Source organism: Variovorax sp. V118 (genome assembly GCF_041154445.1).
In the GTDB taxonomy this organism is placed as follows: Bacteria; Pseudomonadota; Gammaproteobacteria; order Burkholderiales; family Burkholderiaceae_C; genus Variovorax; species Variovorax boronicumulans.
Window position 1 is genome coordinate 5264977 of record NZ_AP028663.1, and the last position, 25872, is coordinate 5290848.

Annotated in this window: 23 protein-coding genes; 19 read left to right on the forward strand and 4 right to left on the reverse strand. The window is 66.0% G+C overall.

Annotated features, from left to right (window positions below; all coding sequences use genetic code 11):
* The first annotated feature begins 25 nt into the window (after positions 1-25).
* The gene (locus ACAM52_RS24495) at positions 26-268 is read left to right on the forward strand and encodes a hypothetical protein (protein WP_095743565.1); all 243 of its coding nucleotides are present in this window, start codon (positions 26-28) and stop codon (positions 266-268) included.
* On the opposite strand, the gene ACAM52_RS24500 is transcribed toward ACAM52_RS24495, so the two are convergent.
* Positions 253-1170 (reverse strand): LysR family transcriptional regulator, encoded by a 918-nt coding sequence (locus ACAM52_RS24500; RefSeq protein WP_062478562.1) that lies wholly within the window; start codon positions 1168-1170, stop codon positions 253-255. The genes ACAM52_RS24495 and ACAM52_RS24500 overlap by 16 nt on opposite strands.
* 157 nt (positions 1171-1327) lie before the next feature.
* Between ACAM52_RS24500 and ACAM52_RS24505 the strand changes: the two genes are divergently transcribed.
* The 14 genes from ACAM52_RS24505 (at position 1328) to ACAM52_RS24570 (ending at position 18625) form a co-directional block, all read left to right on the forward strand.
* Entirely contained in the window at positions 1328-3463 is a 2136-nt protein-coding gene (locus ACAM52_RS24505; RefSeq protein WP_369644794.1) for a 3-hydroxyacyl-CoA dehydrogenase NAD-binding domain-containing protein, read from the forward strand.
* A gap of 32 nt (positions 3464-3495) precedes the next feature.
* A complete protein-coding gene (locus ACAM52_RS24510; protein ID WP_062478557.1) occupies positions 3496-4686 on the forward strand; it encodes an acetyl-CoA C-acyltransferase in 1191 nt (396 codons plus the stop codon).
* Between the two features lie 140 nt (positions 4687-4826).
* Complete coding sequence (locus ACAM52_RS24515) at positions 4827-6035, forward strand: acyl-CoA dehydrogenase family protein (RefSeq protein ID WP_369644795.1); 1209 nt, start codon at positions 4827-4829, stop codon at positions 6033-6035.
* 13 nt (positions 6036-6048) lie between these two features.
* Positions 6049-7191 carry an acyl-CoA dehydrogenase family protein gene (locus tag ACAM52_RS24520; protein WP_369644796.1) on the forward strand — a complete coding sequence of 381 codons (1143 nt, stop codon included), beginning with the start codon at positions 6049-6051 and terminating at the stop codon, positions 7189-7191.
* Positions 7188-8003 carry an oxepin-CoA hydrolase, alternative type gene (locus ACAM52_RS24525; protein ID WP_369644797.1) on the forward strand — a complete coding sequence of 272 codons (816 nt, stop codon included), beginning with the start codon at positions 7188-7190 and terminating at the stop codon, positions 8001-8003. Before ACAM52_RS24520 ends, ACAM52_RS24525 begins: the two co-directional genes overlap by 4 nt.
* Positions 8004-8076: 73 nt before the next feature.
* A complete protein-coding gene (locus tag ACAM52_RS24530; protein ID WP_369644798.1) occupies positions 8077-9285 on the forward strand; it encodes a CaiB/BaiF CoA transferase family protein in 1209 nt (402 codons plus the stop codon).
* Between the two features lie 44 nt (positions 9286-9329).
* Complete coding sequence (locus ACAM52_RS24535; RefSeq protein WP_095743558.1) at positions 9330-10328, forward strand: tripartite tricarboxylate transporter substrate binding protein; 999 nt, start codon at positions 9330-9332, stop codon at positions 10326-10328.
* 47 nt (positions 10329-10375) lie between these two features.
* Entirely contained in the window at positions 10376-12331 is a 1956-nt protein-coding gene (locus tag ACAM52_RS24540; protein WP_369644799.1) for an acyl-CoA synthetase, read from the forward strand.
* Positions 12332-12383: 52 nt separating this feature from the next.
* On the forward strand, positions 12384-13382 hold the full coding sequence (locus ACAM52_RS24545; protein WP_095948125.1) for a tripartite tricarboxylate transporter substrate binding protein: 999 nt from the start codon (positions 12384-12386) through the stop codon (positions 13380-13382).
* Between the two features lie 37 nt (positions 13383-13419).
* Positions 13420-14169 (forward strand): electron transfer flavoprotein subunit beta/FixA family protein, encoded by a 750-nt coding sequence (locus tag ACAM52_RS24550; protein ID WP_070060185.1) that lies wholly within the window; start codon positions 13420-13422, stop codon positions 14167-14169.
* A 13-nt stretch (positions 14170-14182) separates the two neighbouring features.
* The gene (locus tag ACAM52_RS24555; protein WP_307695657.1) at positions 14183-15115 is read left to right on the forward strand and encodes an electron transfer flavoprotein subunit alpha/FixB family protein; all 933 of its coding nucleotides are present in this window, start codon (positions 14183-14185) and stop codon (positions 15113-15115) included.
* A 12-nt stretch (positions 15116-15127) separates the two neighbouring features.
* A complete protein-coding gene (locus ACAM52_RS24560) occupies positions 15128-16099 on the forward strand; it encodes a nitronate monooxygenase family protein (protein WP_062470992.1) in 972 nt (323 codons plus the stop codon).
* Positions 16100-17167: 1068 nt separating this feature from the next.
* Positions 17168-17668 (forward strand): hypothetical protein, encoded by a 501-nt coding sequence (locus ACAM52_RS24565; RefSeq protein ID WP_369644800.1) that lies wholly within the window; start codon positions 17168-17170, stop codon positions 17666-17668.
* Positions 17669-18115: 447 nt separating this feature from the next.
* Positions 18116-18625: a DUF1993 family protein gene (locus ACAM52_RS24570; protein ID WP_369644801.1), complete on the forward strand. Its 510-nt coding sequence runs from the start codon at positions 18116-18118 to the stop codon at positions 18623-18625.
* A gap of 186 nt (positions 18626-18811) precedes the next feature.
* Here the strand turns inward: ACAM52_RS24570 and ACAM52_RS24575 are convergent, their stop codons facing one another.
* A complete protein-coding gene (locus ACAM52_RS24575) occupies positions 18812-19375 on the reverse strand; it encodes a hypothetical protein (RefSeq protein WP_369644802.1) in 564 nt (187 codons plus the stop codon).
* Positions 19376-19631: 256 nt separating this feature from the next.
* Here ACAM52_RS24575 and ACAM52_RS24580 point away from each other — a divergent pair, with 256 nt between their 5' ends.
* Positions 19632-20558, forward strand: a complete 927-nt coding sequence (locus ACAM52_RS24580) for an alpha/beta hydrolase (RefSeq protein WP_369644803.1) — start codon at positions 19632-19634, stop codon at positions 20556-20558.
* Positions 20559-20748: 190 nt separating this feature from the next.
* Here ACAM52_RS24580 and ACAM52_RS24585 read toward each other — a convergent pair whose 3' ends face one another.
* A complete protein-coding gene (locus ACAM52_RS24585) occupies positions 20749-20985 on the reverse strand; it encodes a hypothetical protein (protein ID WP_139701442.1) in 237 nt (78 codons plus the stop codon).
* Positions 20986-21362: 377 nt separating this feature from the next.
* Between ACAM52_RS24585 and ACAM52_RS24590 the strand changes: the two genes are divergently transcribed.
* A complete protein-coding gene (locus ACAM52_RS24590) occupies positions 21363-22832 on the forward strand; it encodes a PLP-dependent aminotransferase family protein (RefSeq protein ID WP_369644804.1) in 1470 nt (489 codons plus the stop codon).
* Between the two features lie 75 nt (positions 22833-22907).
* Here ACAM52_RS24590 and ACAM52_RS24595 read toward each other — a convergent pair whose 3' ends face one another.
* Positions 22908-23390, reverse strand: coding sequence for a GreA/GreB family elongation factor (locus ACAM52_RS24595; RefSeq protein ID WP_159278620.1), 483 nt, complete (start codon positions 23388-23390; stop codon positions 22908-22910).
* Positions 23391-23989: 599 nt separating this feature from the next.
* Between ACAM52_RS24595 and ACAM52_RS24600 the strand changes: the two genes are divergently transcribed.
* Both ACAM52_RS24600 and ACAM52_RS24605 read left to right on the forward strand, forming a co-directional pair.
* Positions 23990-24571: a TRAP transporter small permease gene (locus ACAM52_RS24600; protein ID WP_369644805.1), complete on the forward strand. Its 582-nt coding sequence runs from the start codon at positions 23990-23992 to the stop codon at positions 24569-24571.
* Positions 24568-25866 (forward strand): TRAP transporter large permease, encoded by a 1299-nt coding sequence (locus tag ACAM52_RS24605; RefSeq protein WP_307635951.1) that lies wholly within the window; start codon positions 24568-24570, stop codon positions 25864-25866. Before ACAM52_RS24600 ends, ACAM52_RS24605 begins: the two co-directional genes overlap by 4 nt.
* Positions 25867-25872: the final 6 nt, after the last annotated feature.

A 25872-nucleotide genomic window follows, 5' to 3' on the forward strand; every position in this document is an offset into this window, starting at 1 on the left:
CGACCTCTTCTTTCCGCCCTGCCCCATGCGCCGATTCGCTGCTGTCTCCGTCCTCGTTCCGGCCCTGCTCATCGGCGCGGGCTGCGTCTCGCGACCCGCGCCGCGCGTCACCTTCCTGGCCGACGGCGTGTTCAAGTCGCCCACCGCGCAGGACGCCGAGAACTACTGCCGCAACTTCGGCGCGCCGATGCGCTTTTTGAGCAGCACGCTGTCGGAGGTGCCCGCAGAGGGTGTGCCGGCGGGCGAAGTCGTCTACCGCTGCGACTGAGCTTCTTCGGCTTCTTCCGGCCGCACCCGCGCCAGGATGAAATCGATGAACGTCCGGATCGCCCGCGTGTGCTGGCGGTTCGGCATGTAGAGCATGAACATCTGGGTGCCGAAGATCGACAGGCGCCAGTCGTCCAGCGTGGTCACCACGTCGCCGCGGCGCACGTCTTCCTGCACCACGTAGTCGGGCACGAGGCCCACGCCCAGGCCCGCGAGGATGGCCTGGCGCAGGAATAAAAAGTTTTCCGAGATCAGCGTCGGCTCCAGGATCACCTCGCGCCGCGTCTCGCCCTGGTAGGCCGAGATGCGCAGCTGCCGACCGATGACGGCGGCCGTGACCACCGGCGTGGCGCGCAGTGCGTCCAGCTGCACGGGCAGCGGGTGGCGCTCGGCGTACGCGCGCGTGGCGCAGGCCACGTAGCGCACCGGGCCCATCTCGCGCGCCACGAGGTTCTGCGGCGGCTCGGGGATCACGCGGATGGCGATGTCGACCTCGTCGCGCAACAAATCTTCGATGCGGTTCTCGAACACCACGTCGAGCACGATGCCGGGGTACTGGCGCTTGAAGTCGATGAGCCAGTCGGCCATCACGAGCTGGCCGTAGCCGCTGGGCACGCTCAGGCGCACGCGGCCCTGCAGGCCCTCGCCCAGCGCGGTGACCGACTCGCGCGCCGCCAGCAGCTCGCCCTGGATGGCCACGCCGTGCTGGTACAGCCGCAGGCCGATCTCCGTGGGCTCGGCGCGCCGGGTGGTGCGCCGGATCAGCTGCGCGCCCACCGAGCGCTCCAGCTGGTTCAGGTGGTAGCTGACGTTGGCGCGGGTCATCTTGAGCCGGCGCGCCGCCGCGCTCAGGTTGCCCGCGTCAAGGATTTCCACCAGCAGGGTGAGCGATTGCAGGTCCATGGGCGAATTGTGTCAAAAATTCTTTGACAGTCTGTCAACCACCTATGCAATTGTCAAAACAGCGATGCCGGCCAAGAATGCAGGGCTCCCCAGAGCCCCGGACCCCTCGAGACTTCACGAGGGCCTGCCACGCAAGCAAGAGACAAGCGACACGCACATGGCCACCCCCACTCCCAGCCCTTCCACGTCCAACGGTCCCGTCACCTTCCAGCGTCAAGGCGACGTGTGCGTGGTGACCATCGACAACCCGCCCGTCAACGCCCTGGGCGTGGACGTGCGCCGCGGCCTGGCCGCTGCCATCGACGCGGCCGAGGCCGACAGCGGCGCCAAGGCGGTGCTGATCGTCGGCGCGGGCCGCAACTTCATCGCCGGCGCGGACATCCGCGAGTTCGGCCAGGCGCCGCAGCAGCCCTCGCTGCCCGAGGTCTGCCTGAAGATCGAGAACTGCAGCAAGCCGGTGGTCGCCGCCATCCACGGCGCGGCGCTCGGCGGCGGGCTGGAAATTGCGCTGTCGGCGCACTACCGCCTCGCATCGCCCACCGCCAAGCTGGGCCTGCCCGAAGTGGCGCTGGGCCTGCTGCCCGGCTCGGGCGGCACGCAGCGCACGCCGCGCCTGATCGGCGTGAAGCCCGCGCTCGAACTGATGCTCAGCGGCCGCCATGCGGGCGCCAAGGAAGCGCTGACGCTCGGTCTCGTCGACCGCCTCGGCGCTGAAGCCGATGCGCGCGCCGAAGGCCTCGCCTACGCGCAGGAACTCGTCGCCGCCAACGCCCCGGTGCGCCGCACGCGCGAAGCCGCCGGCCTGGCCGACAAGGAAGCGGCGCGCGCCGCCCTCGAGGCCGCGCGCGCCGACACCGCCAAGAAGAGCCGCGGCCTGTTCTCGCCGATGAAGATCGTCGAAGCCGTCGAAGGCGCGCTCACGCTGCCCTTCGACGAAGGCATGGCGCTGGAACGCAAGCTGTTCCTGCAGTGCATCGACAGCCCGCAGCGCGCCGGCCTGATCCACGCCTTCTTCGCCGAACGCGAAGTGCTGAAGGCGCCCGAGACCCGCTCGGCCAGCCCGCGCGCGCTCACCTCGGCCGGCATCGTCGGCGGCGGCACCATGGGCGCGGGCATCGCCGTGGCCATGCTCGACGCGGGCCTGCCCGTGACCATGGTCGAGCGCGACGAGCCCAGCCTGGCGCGCGGCCGTGCGCACGTCGAGAAGGTGTACGACGGCCTCATCGCCAAGGGCCGCATGACGCCCGAGGCCAAGGCCGCCGTGATGGCGCGCTTCTCGGGCTCGACGAGCTACGACGCGTTCGCCAACGTCGACATCGTGGTCGAGGCCGTGTTCGAGGAAATGGGCGTCAAGAAGGCCGTGTTCGCCGAACTCGACCGCGTGTGCAAGAAGGGCGCCGTGCTCGCCACCAACACCTCGTACCTGGACATCGACGAGATCGCCGCCAGCATCTCGCGTCCGCAGGACGTGGTGGGCCTGCACTTCTTCTCGCCCGCCAACATCATGAAGCTGCTGGAGATTGTGGTGCCCGCCAAGGTGAGCGCCGACGTGGTCGCCACCGGCTTCGAACTCGCCAAGAAGCTCAAGAAGGTGCCCGTGCGCGCCGGCGTGTGCGACGGCTTCATCGGCAACCGCATCCTGGCCGTGTACCGCCAGGCCGCCGACCACATGATGGAAGACGGCGCCTCGCCCTACGACATCGACGCGGCCGTGCGCAACTTCGGCTACCCGATGGGCCCGTTCCAGGTGTCCGACCTGGCCGGCGGCGACATCGGCTGGGCCACGCGCAAGCGCAAGGCCGCCACGCGCGACCCGCAGGCGCGCTACGTGCAGGTGGCCGACCGCATCTGCGAGCGCGGCTGGTTCGGCCAGAAGACGCAGCGCGGCTACTACCTGTACCCCGAAGGCGCGCGCACCGGCGTGCCCGACCCCGAGGTGCTGGCCATCATCGACGCCGAGCGCGTGCGCGCCGGCATCACGCCGCGCACCTTCACCGAAGAAGAAATCATGCGCCGCTACATGGCCGCCATGGTCAACGAAGGCGCCAACGTCGTGCTCCAGCGCATCGCGTTGCGCCCGCTCGACGTGGACGTGACCTTCCTCTACGGCTACGGCTTCCCGCGCCACCGCGGCGGCCCCATGAAGTACGCCGACACCGTGGGCCTGCCCAAGGTGCTCGCCGACATCCGCGAGTTCGCCAAGGCCGACCCGATCTTCTGGAAGCCGTCGCCGCTGCTCGTGGAGCTGGTCGAACGCGGCGCCGATTTCGCCAGCCTGAATCAATCCGAGTAACCGTTAGAGCCCACCGTCCAGGAGACAACCCCATGCGTGAAGCCGTCATCGTTTCTACCGCCCGCACCCCGCTCACCAAGGCGCACCGCGGCGAATTCAACATCACCTCCGGCGCCACGCTGGCCTCGTTCGCGGTGAAGGCCGCGGTCGAGCGCTCGGGCCTGGACCCGGCGCTGATCGAGGACGCGATCCTCGGCTGCGGCTACCCCGAAGGCACCACCGGCCGCAACATCGCGCGCCAGTCGATCATCCGCTCGGGCCTGCCCATCAGCATCGCCGGCACCACCGTGAACCGCTTCTGCGCCTCGGGCCTGCAGGCGATCGCCATGGCCGCCGGCCGCATCGTGGTGGACGGCGCGCCGGCCATGATCGCGGGCGGCGTGGAAAGCATCTCGCAGATCCGCGGCCGCAGCCCCGGCGACGGCGGCGACCTCAGCCTGGACCCGTGGATCGTCGAGCACAAGCCCGAGCTCTACATGGCGATGATCGACACCGCCGACATCGTCGCCAAGCGCTACAACATCAGCCGCGAAGCCCAGGACCGCTTCTCCGCCGAGAGCCAGCGCAAGACCGAAGAAGCGCAGCTGGCCGGCCGCTACAAGGACGAGATCGTGGCCTGCACCACCACGATGGCCGTGACCGACAAGGAGACCAAGGAAGTCACGCACCGCGAAGTCACCGCCACGGAAGACAACTGCAACCGCCGCGGCACCACCTACGAGGCGCTGGCCAAGCTCAAGCCCGTGATGGGCGACGACAAGTTCATCACCGCCGGCAACGCCTCGCAGCTGTCCGACGGCGCTTCGGCCTGCGTGATGATGGAAGCCAAGGACGCCGAGCGCGCCAACCTGAAGCCGCTGGGCGCCTTCCGCGGCCTGGCGCTGGCCGGCTGCGAGCCCGACGAGATGGGCATCGGCCCGGTCTTCGCCGTGCCCAAGCTGCTCGCGCGCCACGGCCTGAAGGTGCAGGACATCGACCTGTGGGAACTCAACGAAGCCTTCGCCTCGCAGTCGATCTACTGCCAGGAGAAGCTGGGCATTCCGTCGGAACGCCTGAACGTGAACGGCGGCGCGATCTCCATCGGCCACCCCTTCGGCATGACCGGCGCGCGCCTCACGGGCCACGTGCTGCTCGAAGGCAAGCGCCGCGGCGCCAAGTACGCCGTGGTCACGATGTGCATCGCCGGCGGCATGGGCGCCGCGGGCCTGTTCGAAATTTACTGACAGCCTTCACTCTCCCCCAGGCTTCGCGCACTTCGTGTCGCTTCTCCAACCCCCTTCCGGGGGCAACCCCTGCGGCCCGGCAAAGCCGGTTCCGCGGGGTTCCACTTGAATACGTCAACCCTCCATCCGAGAGATAAGACATGGACCTGAACTTCACCCCTGAAGAAGAAGCCTTCCGCAGCGAAGTGCGCACCTTCCTGGCGAACAAGCTGCCCGCGCGGCTGTCCGACAAGGTGCGCAGCGGCAAGATCCTGGAAAAGGCCGACATGCAGGAATGGCACGCCATCCTGAACGAGCGCGGCTGGCTCGCCAACCACTGGCCCGAGCAATACGGCGGCCCGGGTTGGACCGCGGTCGAGAAGTTCATCTTCGAGAACGAATGCGCCCTAGCCTTCGCGCCGCGCATCGTGCCCTTCGGCGTCAACATGCTGGGCCCGGTGCTCATCAAGTACGGCAACGAAGCGCAGAAGAGCTACTGGCTGCCGCGCATCCTGAGCGGCGCCGACTGGTGGTGCCAGGGCTACTCGGAACCCGGCGCGGGCTCCGACCTGGCCGCGGTGAAGACCACGGCCGTGCGCGGCATCGACGCGCAGGGCGACCACTACATCGTGAACGGCCAGAAGACCTGGACCACGCTGGGCCAGCACGCCAACATGATCTTCTGCCTGGTGCGCACCAACCGCGAGGCGAAGAAGCAGGAAGGCATCAGCTTCCTCTTGGTCGACATGACCTCGCCCGGCGTGGAAGTGCGTCCGATCATCACGCTCGACGGCGAGCATGAAGTCAACGAAGTGTTCTTCTCCGACGTGCGCGTGCCGGCCGAGAACCTCGTGGGCGAAGAGAACAAGGGCTGGACCTGCGCCAAGTACCTGCTGACCTACGAGCGCACCAACATCGCGGGCGTGGGCTTCTCGGTGGCCGCGCTCGAACAGCTCAAGGGCATCGCCGCCTCGCAGACCAAGAACGGCAAGCCGCTCGCCGAAGACCCGGCCTTCGCGGCACGCCTGGCGCGCGTCGAGATCGACCTGGAGAACATGAAGACGACCAACCTGCGCGTGATCGCGGCGGTGGCCGGCGGCGGCGTGCCCGGCGCGGAAAGCTCGATGCTGAAGATTCGCGGCACCGAGATCCGCCAGGAGATCTCGTCGCTCGCGCGCCGTGCGATGGGCGTGTACGGACGTCCCTTCGTCGAGGAAGCGCTGCACGACGGCTTCGACGGCGAGACCTTCGGCCCCGCCTACGCATCGGCCGCAGCCGCGCGCTACTTCAACAACCGCAAGCTGTCGATCTTCGGCGGCTCCAATGAAATCCAGAAGAACATCATCTCCAAGATGATCCTCGGGCTGTAAAGGAGACACGCACATGAACTTCGAACACACCGAAGACCGGCGCATGCTCGCCGACAGCCTGAACCGCTTCATCGCCGAGCAGTACGCCTTCGATGCGCGCGACCGCATCGCGAAGTCGGCGCACGGCTTCAGCAAGGAAATCTTCCAGAACTTCGCCGAGCTCGGCGTGATCGGCGCGCTGTTCAGCGAGGCCGACGGCGGCTTCGGCGGCAGCGGCTTCGACATCGCCGTGGTCTTCGAAGCGCTGGGCCGCGGCCTCGTGGTCGAGCCGCTGCTGGGCGCCGTGATGGTCGGCGAGGCGATCAGCGCCGCCGGCAGCGACGTGCAGAAAGAGAAGATCGGCGACATCGTCAACGGCGTGACCGTGGCAGCCTTTGCGCACGACGAGGCCGACACGCACTACGAGCGCACGCGCGTGGCCACGAAGGCCGAGCGCCGTGGCGACGGCTGGGTGCTGAAAGGCGCCAAGGCCGTGGTGCCGCAGGGCGAACAGGCCGACCTGTTCCTCGTCTCGGCTCGCACCTCGGGCAACGTCGATGATGAAGCCGGCATCTCGCTCTTCCTCGTGCCCGCCAAGACCGCCGGCCTCACCGTGCGCGGCTGCCCCGCGATCGACGGTGGCCGCGTGGCCGAACTCACGCTCGACGGCGTGACGCTCGGCGCCGACGCGCTGCTGGGCGCCGAAGGCCAGGGCGCGGCCACGCTGGAGCGCGCCATCGGCCGCGGCGTGCTCGCGCTGTGCGCCGAAGCCCTGGGCGCAATGGAAGCCGCCAAGACCGCCACGCTCGAGTACCTGCGCACGCGCAAGCAGTTCGGCATCCTGATCGGCAGCTTCCAGGCACTGCAGCACCGCATGGCCGACCTGCTGCTCGAGATCGAACAGGCCCGCTCGGCCGTGATCAACGCCGCCGCGGCCATCGACGGCAGCGACCGCGTGGCGCGCGAGCGCGCGTTGTCGGCCGCCAAGTTCAGCATCGGCCGCATCGGGGCGCTGGTGGCCGAGGAGAGCATCCAGATGCACGGCGGCATCGGCATGACCTGGGAGCTGCCGCTGCCCCACTACGCCAAGCGCCTCGTGATGATCGACCACCAGCTCGGCGACGAAGACCACCACCTGCAGCGCTACATCGCTCTGGGCAAAGAGGTCGCGGCATGACGGACAAGACCGTCCTCATCTCGCAGGAGGGCTCGGTCCGCATCCTGACCAACAGCAACCCGGCCGCCCGCAACGCGATCACGCCGACGCTGTACGCCGAACTCTCCGCCGCGCTCACCGACGCGCAGAACGACCCCGAGGTGGGCGCCATCGTCTTCACCGGCGCAGGCGACTTCTTCTGCTCGGGCGGCGACCTGAACCTGCTGGCCAAGCGCCGCGAACTGCCCGAGGCCGAACGCCGCGAGAAGCTCGAAGGCCTGCACGACCTGATCCGCGCGATCCGCGACTGCGGCAAGCCCGTGATCGCGGCCGTCGAAGGCGGCGCGGCCGGCGCGGGCCTGTCGATGGCGCTGGCCTGCGACATGCTGGTGTCGGCGCGCGATGCGTTCTACACGGTGGCCTACGTCAAGGTCGGCCTCACGCCCGACGGCGGCGCCACGGCCTTCCTCGCGGAGTTCGTCTCGCGCCAGCTTCTCACCGAGCTGTGCCTCACCGGCGACCGCCTCACGGCCGAGCGCCTGCACGCGATGGGCGCCGTGAACCGCCTGACCGACAAGGGCGCCGCGCTGGCCGAGGCCATCGCGCTCGCGGCCAAGGTGGCCAACGGCCCGCAGCGCGCGAGTGCACGCATCAAGACGCTGTGCCGCCAGGCCCATCGTGCAACGCTCGAGGAACAACTCGAGGCCGAAGCGGTCTACATGGTGGCGTCGCAGGCCGATGCCGAAGCCGCCGAAGGCATCGGCGCCTTCCTCGGCAAGCGCAAGGCCGACTTCGTCGCGTTGCGCCACGCACCCCAGCCCGACGCGTCCTGACGCGCCGCGCCCTTCCCCGCGTGTGCATGCCGATGCAGATGCGGGGGCCTTTCGTTTTCCTGGAGTTGTTCCCATGCCCTCGCTGAATTCCTCGCTGCCGCTCGCCGGCGTGCGCGTCCTCGATCTGTCCCGCATCCTTGCCGGCCCCTGGTGCGGCATGGTGCTGGCCGACATGGGCGCCGAGGTGATCAAGGTCGAGCACCCGGGCCGCGGCGACGACACGCGCGACTGGGGCCTGCGCGTGGGCAAGACCGAAACCGCCTACTTCAACAGCGTCAACCGCAACAAGCGCTCCGTCACGCTCGACCTGCAGACGCCCGAAGGCCAGCAGATCGCGCGCGACCTCGCGAAGCAGTGCGACGTGGTGCTGCAGAACTTCAAGTTCGGCGGCATCGACAAGCTGGGCCTGGGCTACGAACAGCTGCGCAAGGAGAACCCGGGCCTCATCTACTGCTCGATCTCTGGCTACGACCGCACCGGCCCCGAGGCCGCACGCCCCGGCTACGACCTCGTGGTGCAGGGCGAGGCCGGCCTGATGGCGCTCAACGGCGAAGCCAACCAGCCGCCGCTGAAGTTCGGCGTGGCCGCCGTCGACCTGTTCACCGGCATGTACTCGGCGCAGGCCGTGCTGGCCGCGCTCTACCAGCGCGAGAAGACCGGCACGGGCCGCCACATCGAGATGGCGCTGTTCGACTGCGGCCTGATGATCACCGCCTACTACGGCCTCGAAGCGCTGCTGATGGGCGAAGACCCGCCGCGCTACGGCAACTCGCACCCGTCGATCGTGCCCTACGGCGTGTTCGACGCGGCCGACGGCCCGCTGGTGATCACCGTGGGCAACAACGCGCAGTTCATGCGCTTCTGCACCGAGGTGATCGAGCGCCCCGACCTGGCGGCCGACGAGCGCTTCAAGACCAACATCCTGCGCTCGGCCAACCGCGCCGCGTTGCTGCCCGAGCTGCACGCCGAACTCGCGAAGCGCCCGCGCGCTGCGTTGCTCGAAAAGCTCAACGCCTCGGGCATCCCCTGCGGCGAAGTGCTGGGCCTGCTGGAGGCATTGAACTCCCCGCGCGCGACCGACGCCGGCCTGGTGACCAAGCAGCCGCACCCGGTGGCCGGCGAGGTCAACGTGCTGGCACCGCCCTACCGTTTCGATGGCGAGCGCCTGCCCGTGCGCAGCGCGCCGCCCACTTTGGGCGAAGGCACGCACGACGTGCTGAAGTCCCTGCTCGGCCTGTCGGATGAAAAGCTGGCAGCGCTGAAAACGAATGGCGTCGTCTGATCGCACACAGCGAAGACAACGCCCGCATCCCTGAAGAGAAATCCATGGCCTTCCCGTTCCTCCGTACCCCCCGCAACCCCGTGCGCCGCGCCCTGCTCGCGCTGGCCCTTCCCCTGCTGGCCGGCAGCGCCTTCGCCCAGGCCTGGCCGACCAAGCCGATCACGCTGGTCGTGCCCTTCCCGCCCGGCGGCCCGACCGACGTGGCTTCGCGCATCGTGGCGCAGAAGATGTCCCTGTCGCTCAAGCAGAACATCCTGGTCGACAACCGCAGCGGCGCCTCGGGCACCATCGGCGCGGCCTTTGCGGCCAAGGCCGCACCCGACGGCTACACCTTCGTGATGCTGGCCACGCCGACGCTGCTGGCCTCGCACCTGTACGGCACCGTGCCCTACGACATCTTCAAGAACTTCACGCCCGTGGGCACGGTGTACGACCTGCCGATCGTGATGGTGGTGAACCCGAAGGTGCTGCCCGGCGTGAACGGCCTGCAGGACCTGATCGCCAAGGCCAAGGCCGACGGCGGCAAGCTCAACTACACGACCGCCGGCGCCGGCAGCTTCGGCCACCTGACGACCGAGCAGCTGAAGAACATCGGCAAGTTCGAGATGCAGCACGTGCCCTACCGCGGCAGCGCCCCGGCCGTGACCGACCTGATCGGCGGCCAGGTGCCCGCGATGTTCTCCGACCTCGTGGCCGTGATCCCGCACATCCGCGCCGGCACGCTGCGCCCGATCGCCGTGGGCTCCGGCAAGCGCGTGAGCCTGCTGCCCGACGTGAAGACCGTGGCCGAGCAAGGCTTCCCCGGCTTCGACGCCACCTCGTGGGGCGGGCTGCTGGCCCCGGCCGGCACGCCGCAGGCCGTGGTCGACCGCATGAGCGCCGAGCTGAAGAAGGCGCTGGCCGACAAGGAAGTCGGCGAGAAGCTGCAGAGCGTGGGCTCCTTCGCGGCCTACGGCACGCCGGAACAGACCGCCACGCGCATGCGCCAGGACTTCGAGCGCTGGGGCAAGGTCATTCGCGACAACAAGATCACGAACCAGTAAGACACGGCCTCCGTCCGCAGCCGGCAAGACCCCCTCAAGGAGACAACATGACAACAGGCAACGACAAGAACAACCCCACGGGAACGGCCAGCGCGCCGTTCCGCCCCCTGTTCCCGGTGCGCGGTCTCGCCGACATCCGGCGGCTGGAGGAGACGCCGCTCGAAGAAGCGCTCACGGTGCGCAGCACCTACGAGCTCTTCCGCAATTCCGGCGCGGCCTTCGGCGACAAGACCGCGCTCACCTTCCTGCGCAGCGGCAACCCGGCGGACGAACCCATCCGCTGGTCGTATGCGCAGCTGCTCGCTGGCATCCACCAGACCGCGAACCTGCTGCACACGCTGGGCGTGGGGCCTGACGATGCGGTCGCGGTGCTGCTGCCCGGTTGCCTCGAGTACCACCTGGCGCTGTGGGGCGGCGAAGCGGCCGGCATCGTGCAGCCACTGAACCCGCTGCTCACCGACGAGAAGCTGGTCGCGCTCATGACCGCGGGCCGCGCCAAGGTGCTCATCGCCTACGGCTCGGACAGCGAATCGGGCATGTGGTCGAAGGCGATGCGCCTGCGCGGCCAGGTGCCCACGCTCACCACCGTGCTGCGCGTGGCGCCGCACGACGAAGCGCCGGGCGCTGCGGGTGCGTTACCCGAAGGCGTGGCCGAGTTCGACGTGCTGCGCGCCGCGCAACCGAGCGACCGCCTCATGAGCGGCCGCGACATCGCCCCCACCGACATCGCCGCCTACTTCCACACCGGCGGCACCACGGGCGCACCCAAGCTCGCGCGCCACAGCCACGGCGCGCAGGTGTTCACCGCCTGGGCCAGCGTGCAGCTCGCGGGCATGAACGAGCAGGGCATCTCGATCAACGGCTACCCGCTGTTCCATGTGGCGGGCGTGCTGCCGGCTTCGCTCTCGTCGCTGTCGGCGGGCGTGGAAGTGATCATTCCGACGCCCTCGCTGCTGCGCAACAAGGAGGTGCTGGCCAACTACTGGAAGCTGGTCGAGAAGTACCGCCCGACCTCGCTGTCGGCCGTGCCCACGGTGCTCGCCGCGCTGGCCAACGTGCCGCTGGACGGCGCCGACATCTCGTCCATCACCTACTGCCGCACCGGCGCCGCGGTGCTGTCGCCCGAGCTGGCCGCACGCTTCGAGCGCCTGTTCGGCCTGCACGTGCACGAGAGCCTGGGCATGACCGAGATGGCCGGCATCTCGACCATCACGCCGCCCGGCGTGAACGGGCCCGCGGGCTGCGTCGGCTTTCGCCTGCCCTATGCGCAGGTGCGCATCGTGGCGCTGGACGAAAACGGCAACGCCAGCGACCGCGAGGTGGCGCAGGGCGAGACCGGCATGGTGCTGTTCAAGTCGCCCAACGTGTTCTCGGGTTTCGTCGATCCGGCCGACAACGCCAAGGCCTTCACGGCCAACGGCTGGCTCGCGACCGGCGACCTGGGCTGGATGGACGCCGAAGAGCGGCTGCACCTCACGGGCCGCTCGAAGGACCTGATCATCCGCAGCGGCCACAACATCGACCCCAAGACCATCGAGGACGCGCTGGGTGCGCACCCGGCCGTGCAGCTGTGCGCCGCCGTCGGTGCGCCCGACGCCTACGCGGGCGAACTGCCCGTGATCTTCGCGACGCTGGTGCCCGGCGCCTCGGCCACCGAAGACGAACTGCTGGCTTTCACTTCTGCACGCGTCGACGAGGCGCCCGCGCGCCCCAAGTGGGTGTCGGTGATCGCCACGATGCCGATGACCAACGTCGGCAAGATCTACAAGCCCGAGCTGCGCGCCATGGCCGCGCGGCAGGTGGTGGCGGCCACGGTCGCCGAGGTCTGCGCCGCGCTCGGCGTGGGCGATGCGGCCCGGCCGGCGGTGAGCACCGAAGGCGAAAGCCTCGTGCACGTGCAGATCGACGCCGCCGCAGCGGGCGCACAAGCCGCTGCACTGCAGGAGCGGCTGCAGAAGGCCCTGGAACCCCTGCCCTTCAAGACGCGCATCGCGCTGAAGTGATCTTGATCTGCTTCTTCACAACGATTTTCTGAAACCGAACGGGAGACAAACCATGACCCATCAACCCTCGACCCGCCGCGCCCTGCTGTGCGCGGCCGCCTCGACCGCCGCACTGTTCGCGCTGGCCCCCGCGCATGCGCAGGCGCCCTACCCGAACAAGCCGATCCGCCTCGTCGTGCCCTTCCAGGCCGGCGGCGCGACCGACGTGCTGGCGCGCGTGCTGGGCCAGAAGATGTCGGCCAGCATGGGCCAGCCCCTCGTGGTCGACAACAAGCCCGGCGCGGCCGGCATCATCGGCACCGACACGGTCGCCAAGGCCGCGCCCGACGGCTACACCATCGTGCTGTCGCTGAGCAACTCGCTCATGACCAACGAGTTCCTCTACGAGAAGCTGCCCTACGACACGCAGCGCGACCTCACGCTGGTCTACCAGATCGCGATGGCGCCGCTGGTGCTGGTGGTGCACCCCAGCGTGCCCGCCAAGACCGGCCCCGAGCTGCTGAAGTACGTGGCCGCGAACAAGGGCAAGGTCGCCTACGGTTCGTACGGCGTGGGTGCCTACCCGCACCTGGCCGGCGCGCACATGAGCCTCACGCAGCAGGCCGACATGAACCACGTCGCCTACAAGGGCGAGGCGCCGATGGTGCAGGACCTGATCGGCGGCCAGATCCAGATGGCCTACGCGAGCGCGCTCGCGGCCAAGCCGCACATCGACGCGGGCAAGCTCAAGGCCGTCGGCGTGACCGGCGAGCGCCGCATGAGCACGCTGCCCAATGTGCCCACGCTGGCCGAGCAGGGCCTGAAGGACGAGGCCTACCGCGTGACCGGCTGGCTCGCCATTGCCGCGCCCGCCAAGACGCCCAAGGCCATCGTCGACCGCATCGCCGACGAGGTGCGCAAGGCCACGCAGCAGCCCGACGTGCGCGAGCGCGTGGCGGCCATGGGCTTCGAGATCAAGGACAGCTCGCCCGAGCTCTTCGCCGCGGCCTGGAAGCAGGAGCGGCCCGTGTGGGAGCGCCTGATCAAGCAGTCGGGCGCCAAGCTCGAGTAACCCCTTTTCCCATTTTTGTCATTCAAGAGGAACAGCCATGAAAGTTCTGGTGCCTGTCAAACGGGTCGTCGATTACAACGTGAAGGTGCGCGTCAAGAGCGACGGCACCGGGGTGGACATTGCCAACGTCAAGATGAGCATGAACCCCTTCGACGAGATCGCTGTCGAAGAGGCGGTTCGGCTGAAGGAAAAGGGCATCGTGACCGAAGTCATCGCCGTGTCCTGCGGCGATGCCAAGTGCCAGGAAACCCTGCGCACCGCGATGGCCATCGGTGCCGACCGCGGCATCCTGGTCGAGACCGCTGAAGAGCTGCAACCTCTCGCAGTTGCCAAGCTGCTCAAGGCACTGGTCGACAAGGAACAGCCCCAGCTGATCATCCTGGGCAAGCAAGCCATCGACGACGACGCCAATCAAACGGGCCAGATGCTGGCTGCCTTGGCCGACCTGCCCCAAGCCACCTTCGCCTCGAAGGTCGACCTGGCAGCCGACAAGGTCACCGTGGCCCGCGAAGTCGACGGCGGCATGGAAACCCTGACGCTCACGCTGCCCGCGGTCATCACGACCGACCTGCGCCTGAACGAGCCGCGCTACGTGACGCTGCCCAACATCATGAAGGCCAAGAAGAAGCAGCTGGACACCTTCAAGCCCGAAGACCTGGGCGTGGATGTGAAGCCCCGCCTGAAGACCCTCAAGGTCAGCGAGCCGCCCAAGCGCGGTGCCGGCATCAAGGTGCCCGACGTTGCCACCCTGGTGGACAAGCTCAAGAACGAAGCCAAAGTGATCTGAGGAAGAAACGAACATGACCGCACTCGTCATTGCCGAACACGACCACGCCAGCATCAAGCCGGCCACCCTCAACACCGTGACCGCAGCCCTGGCTTGCGGTGGCGACGTCCACGTCCTCGTGGCCGGTGCCAACGCCGCCGAAGCCGCCAAGGCCGCCGCGCAGATCGCCGGCGTGTCCAAGGTGATCGCTGCCGACAGCGCCAGCCTCGCTGAAAACCTCGCCGAGAACGTCGCCGCACAAGTGCTGGCCATCGCCGGCAACTACAGCCACATCCTGTTCCCCTCGACCGCCAACGGCAAGAACGTCGCACCGCGCGTAGCCGCCAAGCTCGATGTGGCGCAGATCTCCGACATCACCAAGGTCGATAGCCCCGACACCTTCGAGCGCCCGATCTACGCCGGCAACGCGATTGCCACCGTGCAGAGCACCGACGCCACCAAGGTGATCACGGTTCGCACGACCGGCTTCGACGCAGCCGCCGCCACCGGTGGCAGCGCGACGGTCGAAACCGCTGAAGGCGTCGCAGACAGCGGCAAGTCGACCTTCGTCGGCCGTGAAGTCACGAAGAGCGAGCGTCCTGAATTGACCGCCGCCAAGATCATCGTCTCGGGCGGCCGCGCCCTGGGCAGCGCCGAGAAGTTCACCGAAGTGATGGCCCCGCTGGCCGACAAGCTGAATGCTGGCCTGGGCGCCAGCCGCGCTGCAGTGGACGCAGGCTACGCCCCGAACGACTGGCAAGTGGGCCAGACGGGCAAGATCGTCGCGCCGCAGCTGTACATCGCCGCGGGCATCTCGGGCGCCATCCAGCATCTGGCCGGCATGAAGGACTCGAAGGTCATCGTCGCGATCAACAAGGACGAAGAGGCCCCGATCTTCTCGGTGGCCGACTACGGCCTCGTGGCCGACCTGTTCACGGCCGTGCCGGAACTCGTGACCACGCTGTAAGCGGCTGCGACGATGAAGACCCGCATCACCGAACTGCTCGGCATCCGCTACCCCATCATCCAGGGCGGCATGCAATGGGTGGGCCGCGCCGAGCTGGCCGCGGCCGTGTCGAACGCCGGCGGCCTGGGCATTCTCACGGCGCTCACGCAGCCCACGCCCGACGACCTGCGCCACGAAATCGCGCGCACGCGCACGATGACCGACAAGCCCTTCGGCGTGAACCTCACCATCCTGCCGGCGGTGAAGCCGCCGCCGTACGCCGAGTACGTGCAGGCCATCATCGACAGCGGCGTGAAGATCGTGGAGACCGCGGGCAACAGCCCGAAGGACTTCATCGAGGCCCTGAAGCGCCACGACGTGAAGATCGTCCACAAGTGCACCTCGGTGCGCCACGCGCTCTCGGCCGAGCGCAACGGCGTCGACGCGGTGTCGGTAGATGGCTTCGAATGCGCGGGCCACCCGGGCGAGGACGACGTGCCCGGCCTCGTGCTGCTGCCAGTGGCGGCGCGCAAGCTGCGCATTCCGATCATCGCGTCGGGCGGCATCGCCGACGGCCGCGGCATGGCCGCCGCGCTGGCGCTGGGCGCCGAGGGCATCAACATGGGCACGCGCTTCTGCGTGACCCAGGAAGCGCCGATCCACGACAACATCAAGCAGGCACTGGTCGCCGCGACCGAGCGCGACACCAAGCTGATGTTCCGCACGCTGCACAACACGGCGCGCGTGTTCCGCAACGCGATCTCCGAAGAAGTGGTGGCCACCGAGCGCCGTCCCGGCGGCTGCGAGTTCGAGGACATCCGCCCCTTGGTGGCCGGTGCACGCGGCCGCGCGGCGCTGGAGTCGGGCGAGGTGCACAACGGCGTGGTCTCGGCCGGCCAGTGCATCGGGCTGATCGACGACATCCCGACCTGCGCTGAATTGCTCGAACGCATGGTGCGCGAGTGCCGTGAGCATCTGGACCGCGCCCGCAGCTGGATGAACTGAAGCTCTGCCGCGCTCCCGCCGACGGGGCGCCTTGCTCCGCGAATGTCCCCCGCCCTTCGGGCTCCTCCTTGATTTCGCTGCGCAAGGCACCCCATCGACGGGAGCGTTCAGAGCCGCTTCGGACTGGCGCGGCACGGGCCCACGAGGTCCGTGCGCGGCGCATCGCAGAAGCTGCATTTGTTGGCGCTCGCCGAGACTTCGTGCCGCATGAACCGGCTACTTCGCCGGGTTCTTCTCTAGAGTGAATGCCCCTGTCACTCGACACCCCACCAAGGGAAGAAGAAAGGCGCCACACCCCCACCACTACCGAGATGTTTGAAGGCTGCTTGCCTCGCGGCAGGTCGTCGGTGCGAAAGCAGCGAGGCAAATGCGAGGTATCAAAAGGCGACGGCCGAGGTGTTACTAGCACCCCGGCCGTCTAACCAAGTTCGTGCAACACCTTGGAAGGAAACGCACAAAAATGGCTACCAAGACTATAGCCCGGCCTCGCACGCCGGTAGCTCCCGAAGACAACGCCCAAGACCCGGCGGATCTTCTCGAAAACACCCTGTCTCAGCTCGAAGCGCTCCTGTGGGTCTGCCACGGGGAAGAGATCGACTGGTGCAGCGGTGACGGGCCTCGACGACTGGACAACGTGCTTTGGCTTGCAGCTGATCTCGCTCGCAAGGCGGGGGAGCTGTTTCAGCTGAGCGAGAAGGCGCGACGCGCAGCGCTTGAGACTGGCGGTTAGCGGCTGGTCTGCGGGCTGCGTGTTTCGCGGCCCGCCCTGGTGAACAGGTTCTTTGGGGTGCAACTGCTGAAGCCCTTGTGATGGAGGGAATTCGGTTCGATTGAGGTGCTTGTGGTGCAGGCCTCGGTGGCAGCCATGCGCTCCATGCTGATCGTCGGCAGACAATGCGAGCAGCTGCTTTGCAGCGGTTTCCGACATCTCTCGCCCTCGCGCGAATGGGTACTATCGGCCATGAGCGGCCACTCCTGAGCGAGACCAAATTCCCCTCAAAGCTGACGCTCGCATCTCCTCACCGTTAGCTGGAGTACGCACTCTTCTAGCGATTGATCAAGGGAACCATGAACGTCGAGATCCTGTATCCATTCCTTGGGCTGCCCATAACATCTTTGGACCTCCAGGCGGCGTTCACTGCACTTGGCTTTGACTTGAGCGACGAACTTGAACTTCCCGAAGACGACTATCGCGCCTACATCGAGCGCCCTAGCGGCGGAGTCTCTTTTGCATTCACCGATGAAGCTTGGTTTCTAGGAATAGACGATCAGCCAATGGGCGTTAGGCCACTATTCTTTAACACCATATTCTTCTACTCCGATGGCGCGGATCGTTATGCCCAATACAGACATGCCTTGCCATTTGGGTTGGCATTTTCCGATGACACAGGATCGGCAAGGAAGAAGCTCGGCGAACCTGAACGGGTACGGCATACCGATGATGGACGAGTAGCCGCAGAGAGGTGGGAAGTTGACGCAAATTGCCGCCTGCATGCCACCTATGCGTTGTCTGGCCGACTTCATATTCTTATCTATAGCTGGCCAGACGCCCACTTACGAAAATCGTGAAGATTGAGACGTCCGCTTCGGAGCAAATCTCCAAGGCCACTATGAGCCTACTGACGCCTGCGCGCCTGCGCGCCTGCGCGCCTGCGGCAGAATGCGGCCAAAAGCCGACGCTGACCAGATCTGCATATCAACATCAACGCACCCTAAAGAGGACTGCTTTAGCTCGGGCTGTACAGCCGCTTCGGGCCCGAAGCGGTCCTTCGATGCGAGAGGTCGACCGACTGCTATGCAGCGATCACGGTCTGTCGTGCATCTGCAATTGACGTCCGCTTCTTGCCAGTGACCTGCCCTTCAACGCGGCGGCTCCGACTACCAGCGGGAAGAAAAGCTGGCCACAAAAGCCGGGGCGATTCAGTTCACCCTGTGCTGTTAGCCTTGCATGGTAGGCAGGGCCTCTGCCACGCCAACTCCGGCCATCGCGCCCAATTTTTTAGAAGTGAACTCACCATGACCAGCCCGCTGTACAACGCCTCCGTTCCCGTCATGCAGCAGATGCTGCGCGCCCTGTCCGACGTGCTCAAGAAGGCCGAAGACCAGGCGACGCAAAGAAATATCGACCCCAATGCGCTGCTGCAGGCGCGGCTGTTCCCTGACATGTTTCCGCTGGTACGTCAGGTACAGATCGCCGCAGACTTCTCCAAGGGCATTGCCTCCCGCCTGGCGGGTGCCGAGGTGCCGTCCTGGCCCGACACCGAGGTCAGCTTCGCCGACCTGCAAGCGTTGATCGCCAAAGCTTTGGCCCATATCGGCTCCTTCACGCCTGAGCAATTCGATTCCAGCGAGAGCCGCGAGATCGTATTGCGCCCCGGCACCCCCAAGGAAAAGAAGCTGACCGCAAGCGCATACCTTCTGCACTATGGACTGCCGCAGTTTTTCTTCCACGTGACCACCACCTATGCCATCTTGCGCCACAACGGCATGGAGATCGGCAAGCGCGACTACATGGGTGCCTACTGACCCAAGACAGACAGGCGTTCGGCCACTCTGGCCACTGCCGCTCGAAGTGCAAGCGTGCGGCGTGCTGCCACCGATTCACGCCTTTGAGCCACCAACGACGGTCCTCCGAGGGGCTTCATCACCAGATGAAGGCGCCTTGAAGGTGCCGCACTGGAGCCTGGGCCTGCCGGCACTCGAACGCGGTGTTCAACGGCCAGCGTACGGCAGCGACGAGTGATGCACGACGATGCGCAGCTTGCCGGCACCGTCCTTCACGAACGTCCAGGTCTTGTCGACCGTGGTGACCTTGTCGTCCGGGTCAGTGAACAGCACGTTTCCCAGCGTGCTGGCCACGTCGCCGTGGATGAGCACGGCACTGTTGGCAATCTCGCATTTCGTCCAGCCCTTCAGGGCGAAGCCGGTGTCGTTGGGAAAGGCAGGGTTGCCGCCCACGAAGTACGCCAGCGCGCCGTCGCGAGCGGTGCGGAAGGTCTGCGGCGATGTCGTGAGCGTCGGCTTGAACAGCACTGCGCCCAACTGGTAGGCGTAGGCGCTGTCGATGACCTTCTCGGCCAGCGCCCTGGCGGCCGGCTGCCCTCCGCTGGAATTCGCGGCGCTGATGTCGACCAGCGCCTTGCACCAGGCCTGCTGCGCCCCCAGGACTTCCGCTTCCGTGATGCTCCGGTCGACGACTTTCTCCTTGGCGGCGGCCGGCAAAATTGCCCCGGCGATCAGGAGGCTGGCGATGGCGCTGGGAATGAATTTTTTCATTTGGGTCTCCAATTGAAGTAGTTGGATACCGGAGCGGCCGGGGGGTCGAGCCGAGACCCAAAGTGCATCAGTACGACATGCACAAGGCATGATGCGCCGGCTGATTTGCTCTGAGCAAAAGATGCAAATGAAATGAATGGTTGTGCATTCGAGAGATAGCCAGGCGTGCAGGCCTGTCTCGTGGGACAGGTGTCGAACGAAAGCCATCCTCTCGGTCTGCACCAGAATTTCCCCCGATCTGCGAAGACCTCATCACATGCAACAACGTTTTCTGAATGCCTTGCTGGTTGCCCTCATCGCCAGCTTCGGCATCTCTGGCGATCCGGCACGCGCCCAGGCCCAAACGACGCCCAAGGTGCAGCCCGGCGAGGGGCGGCCTTACGAGATTGTCGACAGCGAGGTATGGGACGTGCCCGATCCGGTTTCAGGCCGCGGCTACCAAGTCTTCGTTGCTTTGCCGCCGTCCTATGCGAAGCAGCCGCGGCAGCGCTACCCCGTGCTGTATGTGACTGACGCCGACTACGCTTTCCCGATCGTCCGGCAGTTGGGGCGCCGCCTGAACGTTGAAGGGCCTCAGATCGAGGAATTCATCCTCGTCGGCCTGTCTTACGCAAAGGGCGAGGACGGCGCGGTCAGCCGCCAGCGCGACTACACACCGACACCGAACGGCCCCAGCACCGCGCCTGCCAATGCGGCCCACGGTCAGGCGCGCGCCTATCAAGAATATCTGCGCAACCAGGTAAAGCCGTTCATCGCCGCTCGCTACCGGGCCGACCCGGCCAGAGCAATCTTTCTCGGTCACTCCTACGGCGCCCTGCTTGGGATGCAGATCCTTTTCACCGAGCCCGGCTTGTTCAGCGGCTATATCCTCGGCAGCCCATCTCTCTGGTACGACAAGCGACATGCCTTGAAGCTCGAAGCGAGCTACGCCAAACAGAATCGGGACCTGACGGCGAATGTCTATCTTTATGTCGGCGCCTATGAGGCGCTGCGCAAAGGTGTTCGGCGCTACAACCAGACGGTAGACATGGTTGCCGACAACCAGGCGCTGGAGACGGCGCTACAGAGCAGAAAGTACCCAAGCTTGAAGCTGAAGTCAGCGGTCCTGAACGACGAGGACCATCTCACCGTCGCGCCGCGTGGCTTTACGCAGGGCATGAAGTATCTGCTCTCGGCGCACTGACAAATCACAGCGAGACGATGCAGCCGGGCGATCACTTGACCTGAATTCTGGGCGAGAGCTTTGCCATCGGCGAGCTCGCCTCGCACGTCGGCATGCCAGCCAAATACCGCGCCGTCGTGTCGATGTCCGTCTCTGAAAGGGTCGTGCCGTTAGTCACACCGTATCCGGGCTATCGACCGAAAACTTCCAATCACTGCATGGTCAGGTCCAGACCCATCCAATTGCAAAATTCAAAGGTGAGGAAGAGCACGAGGAACGCAGAAGCGACGAACGCCCCGCCCACCTTGATGGATGTCAGTACCACTGCAGCTGTCTTTTGATTCTTGTCCTTCTGTCCCCGTTCGTAATGCCACTTGACGGCTAAATACATGCCCACGCTGAGCACGAGAACCTTGAAAATAACAAAAGAGATAGGGATTGAATTCATGATTGAAGGGATATCAATGGTGAAAGACGGCGAAGTGCCCGAGTGCGGCGATTAGCTCAATAGACCGATGAAGAAGCGGAAATCAATCAATCAATCAATTTAACGAAACGGTTGCGGTGAGCTAAATGCGCGTCCGCAAGGCGCGTCGAAAGGCACGCAAGACATGGGTCGAAAGGAGGAGCAGTCTGCCTGCACCACAGAAGCACTCTCATCGTGCTGTCGAGTGTTCATCTTCCAGGCTGATACGTACAGAACCAGATCAGCTGGAAATCTCCGTATCAGATGCAAGGAGGCCGGTGGTCGCGCCGGGGCGGGTCGATGTCTGATATGACAATCTCTGGAGCGGTCCAGAACGACCGTATCAGAAAGAGATGCCCATGAACCGCTACGAGAAGCTTGCCGACAACATCGCTCAGCGTATTCGCGCGGGTAGCCTGAAGGCGAACGATCGCCTTCCCTCCGTGCGCGAACTGAAGTCGCAAATGGGCATCAGCGCGTCCACCGTGTTCTCTGCTTACTACCTGCTGGAGGCGCAAGGGCTTGTCGAAGCGCGGCAGCGGTCGGGGTACTTCGTTCGAGCGGGCGCGGAAATGCCGGCCAACGAACTCGCCGCCAGCGAGCCTGTCCTGCGGTCCATGTCGGTCGACGTCTCGTCGCTTGTCTTTCAGGTCCTTGCGCAGGCTCGCGAGCGCGATATGGTCCCGCTCGGCTCGGCCTTTCCGTCGCCAGAGCTGTTTCCCTTCGAGCAACTTGCCGCCGGCCTGACGCGAGCGCTCAAGCGGATGGATCCTTGGCAGACCGTCGAAGATTTGTCTCCAGGAAACGCCCAATTGCGCCATCAGATCTCCCTGCGTTACGGCAGCGTCGGGATGGATGTTCCCGCGTCTGAACTGGTCATCACCAGCGGGGCGATGGAAGCACTCAATCTTGCGCTCGAATCGGTGACGCAGCCAGGCGACCTCGTGGCAATCGAAACGCCAACCTTTTATGGTGCGTTGCAGGCACTGGAGCGCCGCGGTCTTCGCGCGGTCGAGGTTGAGACGCACCCGCGAACAGGCGTAGATCTCAGCTCTCTTGCTCGCGTGATCGACCAGCATCCGGTGAAGGCCTGCTGGTTCATGCCGACCTTCCAGAATCCAATGGGCTGCACCATGAGCGACGCAGCCAAAGAGCAACTGGTCAGCATGCTCGCCGCCCGCGCCATACCGCTGATCGAAGACGACGTGTACGGCGAGCTCGCGCATGGGGCTCGGAGACCGCCACCAGCCAAGGCCTGGGACCGGGATGGCTGGGTGCTGCACTGCAGTTCTTTCTCGAAATCCCTGGCACCCGGATATCGCATCGGTTGGGTAGCGGGCGGTCGCTTTGCAGCCACTTTGGGCCGGAACAAGTTGATGAGCTCGCTGGCGACGGCACTCCCCTCGCAACTGGCGTTGCAGGAGTACCTGCAACACAAGAGTTTCGATCGTCACCTGCGCGCCCTGCGGCATTCGCTCAGCCGCCAGCAGGCTGCATGCTTGCGATTTATCGATCGATACTTTCCGACTGGAACGCGGGTCACGCGCCCCGAGGGTGGCTATTTCCTGTGGCTCGCGCTGCCAGAAGGTGTCGACTCGCTCGCACTGCACCAGGACGCTCTTCGGCTCGGCATAGGCGTAGCGCCGGGCCATTTGTTTTCAGCCGACCGCCGATACACCCGGCACCTGCGCATCAACTACGGGTATCTCGGCGACCCGCGCTTGGAAGGGGCTATCAGGAGTCTTGGAGATCTCGCCAACGCGCAGCTGAAATCTACAACTGGAAAATCGGGGCCATCTTCGAGGAACGTTCGTCGAGACCCTAGTTAGCGTCCATGCAGGTCGAGGTCCGCCGCCTTCGACCGACTCTCAACGTCACGCGTGCCGCTTCTGTCCAGTCGCGGCTTAGAGAACCCGCAGCACCTCAAACTGCTGTCGGATTGGAGCGACCTGTATCGACACCTCATCACCCTCGCATTTGCCCAGCATTGCCCTACCCAAAGGGGCTTCGCTGCTGATGACCTGAACAAGCTGAGTGCCGCTGACCAACGTCATGCTGCCCCCATCCGGGCCGAGAAAGAGCTGTTGCTGCTTGTCGTCGGAATCGACCAGGCAGACCAACGCGCCGAGCCGTATTCCTATGCTGGCGTCGTAGGGACGCGGGCGGAATTGGCGCCAATTGGCCATCGCCTGGCGTATGGCTTCGGCGCGCCGAGCTTGGCCGGTGGCCAGGTAGGCGGCTTCGAGTCCCAATGTGTCGTATTTGTTTTCGGCGATGTTCTCTTCGTGAGTCGCCGTTTCATGGGCTGCCCGCACTGCCTGTTCGACTTGCAGCAGGTCTTCGGCGAGCCGTTCCAGCACCTGCTGTTGCAGCAAGAATTTATCCATGACGAAAGGTCAGTATCTCAAACAAGCGGGGGGCAGATTTTGATTATGAAGGGCTCCAGAAGCCTTCGACGCTTCTGTGGGCTGCAGGTTGACTTCAGCAATGGGCCCGAAGGCGACGGTCAGACGTCGTGACTGAAAGGCAGCTCGCAGTCTGACGCGAACATTGAACGCAGTCATGCCAATGTCGACCACGACCGACACCAGTCCTTCGGACTTCTGCTTGTCCACCACCCGCCTCTCACGAAAGCTCAGCAGTACGCCCCCGCACATCCATCTGCAATCCACCGCAGCGATCGAACCGCCAACGCCACAGCCGCACTCATCGTGCACAGGGCACCGGGTACTCCCCGCAGCGAAATCAAGGAGGAGCCCGAAGGGCGGGGGACATTCGCGGAGGGGAGTACCCGGTGTCCTGTGCACGCGCCCCGAAGGCCCCCAAGCCGAGGCCGTCAACACACCGCCACAGCTAAGGAAACCCCCGATATATGAATGGTCATTGACCCCCTAGCATCGAGCGCTGCTCGCCTGTCAAGGTGTACGGATCGCGTCCCGGCGTCCGCCCGGTGACCTGGCGCCTGCCTCAGCTGCCCTTTCCTGCGATGACAACTCCTCCCGAGTCCGGCCCCACGCTGGACGCCGCCAGTCCCCTCCCCCCCGACATCGAAGCCGCCGACGAACCCACCAAGGTTCCCCTCGCCATCGAAGACTGGCTCACGGTCCTCATCATGGGCGCGCTGGCGCTCATCACGTTCGCCAACGTCATCGTGCGCTACTTCACCGACTCGTCCTTCGCGTGGACGGAAGAGTTCTCGGTGTTCCTCATGATCATGCTGGCGCTGGTGGCCGGCTCGGCCGCCGTGGCGCGCGACCGGCACATCCGCATCGAGTACTTCTCGGAGAGCGGCTCCATGGCGCGGCGCAAGCGCCTGGCCCAGTTCGGCGCGCTGATGATCGCCATCCTGTTCGCGCTGATCGGCGCGCTCAGCATCCGCATGGTGTGGGACGACTACCGCTTCGAGGAAACCACGCCCGGCATCGGCCTGCCGGCCTGGTGGTATTCGATCTGGCTGCCCATCGTGTCCTTCGCCATCGCGGGGCGCGCCATCGGCCTGATGGTCCGTCGTGGCCGCAAGACGAACTACAAGTCTGACGACAACAACAGCAAGGGCGACGCCAAGTGATCGCCACCCTGCTCTTCGTCGCCTTCGTGCTCATGATGCTGGTGGGCGTGCCCATCGGCGCCGCGCTCGGCCTGGCGGGCGCCGCCTGCATCGCGCTGGCCAACGCCGACGCGCAGTGGTTCGGCCTGCTGGCCGTGCCGCAGAACTTCTACGCCGGCCTGGGCAAGTACCCGCTGCTGGCGATTCCGATGTTCGTGCTGGTCGGCTCCATCTTCGACCGCTCGGGCGTGGCGCTGCGCCTGGTCAACTTCGCCATCGCCATCGTGGGCCGCGGCCCCGGCATGCTGCCGCTGGTGGCGATTGCGGTGGCCATGTTCCTGGGCGGCATCTCGGGCTCGGGCCCGGCCAACGCCGCCGCCGTGGGCGCGGTGATGATCGCGGCCATGAGCCGCGCCGGCTATCCGGCTGCCTACTCGGCCAGCGTGGTGGGCGCCGCGGCGGCCACCGACATCCTGATTCCGCCCTCGGTCGCGTTCATCGTGTACTCGGTGCTGGTGCCCGGCGCCTCGGTGCCGGCGCTGTTCGCGGCCGGCATGATCCCCGGCGTGATGGCCGGCCTGGCGCTGATGATTCCGGCCGTGTGGCTGGCGCGCAAGCACAAGATGGGCGCGCTCGAATCGACGCTGCCGCGCCCGCCGTTCTGGAAGAGCTTTCGCGAAGCGATCTGGGGCCTGGCGGCGCCGGTGCTCATCCTGGGCGGCATGCGCGCGGGCTGGTTCACGCCGACCGAGGCGGCCGTGGTCGCCGTGTTCTACGGCCTGTTCGTGGGCATGTGCATCCACCGGACGATCAAGGTGCGCGACCTGTTCGTGATCTTGCGCGAGTCGGGGGAGCTGTCGGCGGTGATCCTGCTGGTGGTGTCGCTGGCGGGCATCTTCGCGTACTCGCTGTCGACGCTGGGCGTCATCGATCCGGTCACGCGCGCCATCGTGAATTCGGGGCTGGGCGAGTACGGCATCCTGGCGCTCCTGATCCTGCTGCTGATCACGGTGGGCATGTTCCTGGACGGCGTGTCGATCTTCCTGATCTTCGTGCCGCTGTTGCTGCCCATCGTGCAGCACTACAAGTGGGACCCGGTGTGGTTCGGCGTGATCCTCACGCTGAAGGTGGCGCTGGGCCAGTTCACGCCGCCGCTGGCGGTCAACCTCATGGTCTCGTGCCGCATCGCCAAGGTGCGCATGGAAGAAACCGTGCAGTGGGTGGGCTGGATGCTGTTCTCGATGTTCGTGGTGATGGTGCTGGTGATCGCCTTCCCCGAACTCGCGCTCTGGCTGCCGCGCAAGCTGGGCTACTGATTTTTT

What these genes read in the sequence shown, in the direction of transcription:
- ACAM52_RS24575 (WP_369644802.1), bottom strand. Translation starts at nt 19,375, where the DNA reads ATGAAAAAATTCATTCCCAGCGCCATCGCCAGCCTCCTGATCGCCGGG.
- ACAM52_RS24560 (WP_062470992.1), top strand. Translation starts at nt 15,128, where the DNA reads ATGAAGACCCGCATCACCGAACTGCTCGGCATCCGCTACCCCATCATC.
- ACAM52_RS24555 (WP_307695657.1), top strand. Translation starts at nt 14,183, where the DNA reads ATGACCGCACTCGTCATTGCCGAACACGACCACGCCAGCATCAAGCCG.
- ACAM52_RS24565 (WP_369644800.1), top strand. Translation starts at nt 17,168, where the DNA reads ATGAACGTCGAGATCCTGTATCCATTCCTTGGGCTGCCCATAACATCT.
- ACAM52_RS24535 (WP_095743558.1), top strand. Translation starts at nt 9,330, where the DNA reads ATGGCCTTCCCGTTCCTCCGTACCCCCCGCAACCCCGTGCGCCGCGCC.
- ACAM52_RS24515 (WP_369644795.1), top strand. Translation starts at nt 4,827, where the DNA reads ATGGACCTGAACTTCACCCCTGAAGAAGAAGCCTTCCGCAGCGAAGTG.
- ACAM52_RS24600 (WP_369644805.1), top strand. Translation starts at nt 23,990, where the DNA reads ATGACAACTCCTCCCGAGTCCGGCCCCACGCTGGACGCCGCCAGTCCC.
- ACAM52_RS24580 (WP_369644803.1), top strand. Translation starts at nt 19,632, where the DNA reads ATGCAACAACGTTTTCTGAATGCCTTGCTGGTTGCCCTCATCGCCAGC.
- ACAM52_RS24570 (WP_369644801.1), top strand. Translation starts at nt 18,116, where the DNA reads ATGACCAGCCCGCTGTACAACGCCTCCGTTCCCGTCATGCAGCAGATG.
- ACAM52_RS24510 (WP_062478557.1), top strand. Translation starts at nt 3,496, where the DNA reads ATGCGTGAAGCCGTCATCGTTTCTACCGCCCGCACCCCGCTCACCAAG.
- ACAM52_RS24585 (WP_139701442.1), bottom strand. Translation starts at nt 20,985, where the DNA reads ATGAATTCAATCCCTATCTCTTTTGTTATTTTCAAGGTTCTCGTGCTC.
- ACAM52_RS24540 (WP_369644799.1), top strand. Translation starts at nt 10,376, where the DNA reads ATGACAACAGGCAACGACAAGAACAACCCCACGGGAACGGCCAGCGCG.
- ACAM52_RS24545 (WP_095948125.1), top strand. Translation starts at nt 12,384, where the DNA reads ATGACCCATCAACCCTCGACCCGCCGCGCCCTGCTGTGCGCGGCCGCC.
- ACAM52_RS24520 (WP_369644796.1), top strand. Translation starts at nt 6,049, where the DNA reads ATGAACTTCGAACACACCGAAGACCGGCGCATGCTCGCCGACAGCCTG.
- ACAM52_RS24590 (WP_369644804.1), top strand. Translation starts at nt 21,363, where the DNA reads ATGAACCGCTACGAGAAGCTTGCCGACAACATCGCTCAGCGTATTCGC.
- ACAM52_RS24505 (WP_369644794.1), top strand. Translation starts at nt 1,328, where the DNA reads ATGGCCACCCCCACTCCCAGCCCTTCCACGTCCAACGGTCCCGTCACC.
- ACAM52_RS24525 (WP_369644797.1), top strand. Translation starts at nt 7,188, where the DNA reads ATGACGGACAAGACCGTCCTCATCTCGCAGGAGGGCTCGGTCCGCATC.
- ACAM52_RS24495 (WP_095743565.1), top strand. Translation starts at nt 26, where the DNA reads ATGCGCCGATTCGCTGCTGTCTCCGTCCTCGTTCCGGCCCTGCTCATC.
- ACAM52_RS24595 (WP_159278620.1), bottom strand. Translation starts at nt 23,390, where the DNA reads ATGGATAAATTCTTGCTGCAACAGCAGGTGCTGGAACGGCTCGCCGAA.
- ACAM52_RS24550 (WP_070060185.1), top strand. Translation starts at nt 13,420, where the DNA reads ATGAAAGTTCTGGTGCCTGTCAAACGGGTCGTCGATTACAACGTGAAG.
- ACAM52_RS24500 (WP_062478562.1), bottom strand. Translation starts at nt 1,170, where the DNA reads ATGGACCTGCAATCGCTCACCCTGCTGGTGGAAATCCTTGACGCGGGC.
- ACAM52_RS24530 (WP_369644798.1), top strand. Translation starts at nt 8,077, where the DNA reads ATGCCCTCGCTGAATTCCTCGCTGCCGCTCGCCGGCGTGCGCGTCCTC.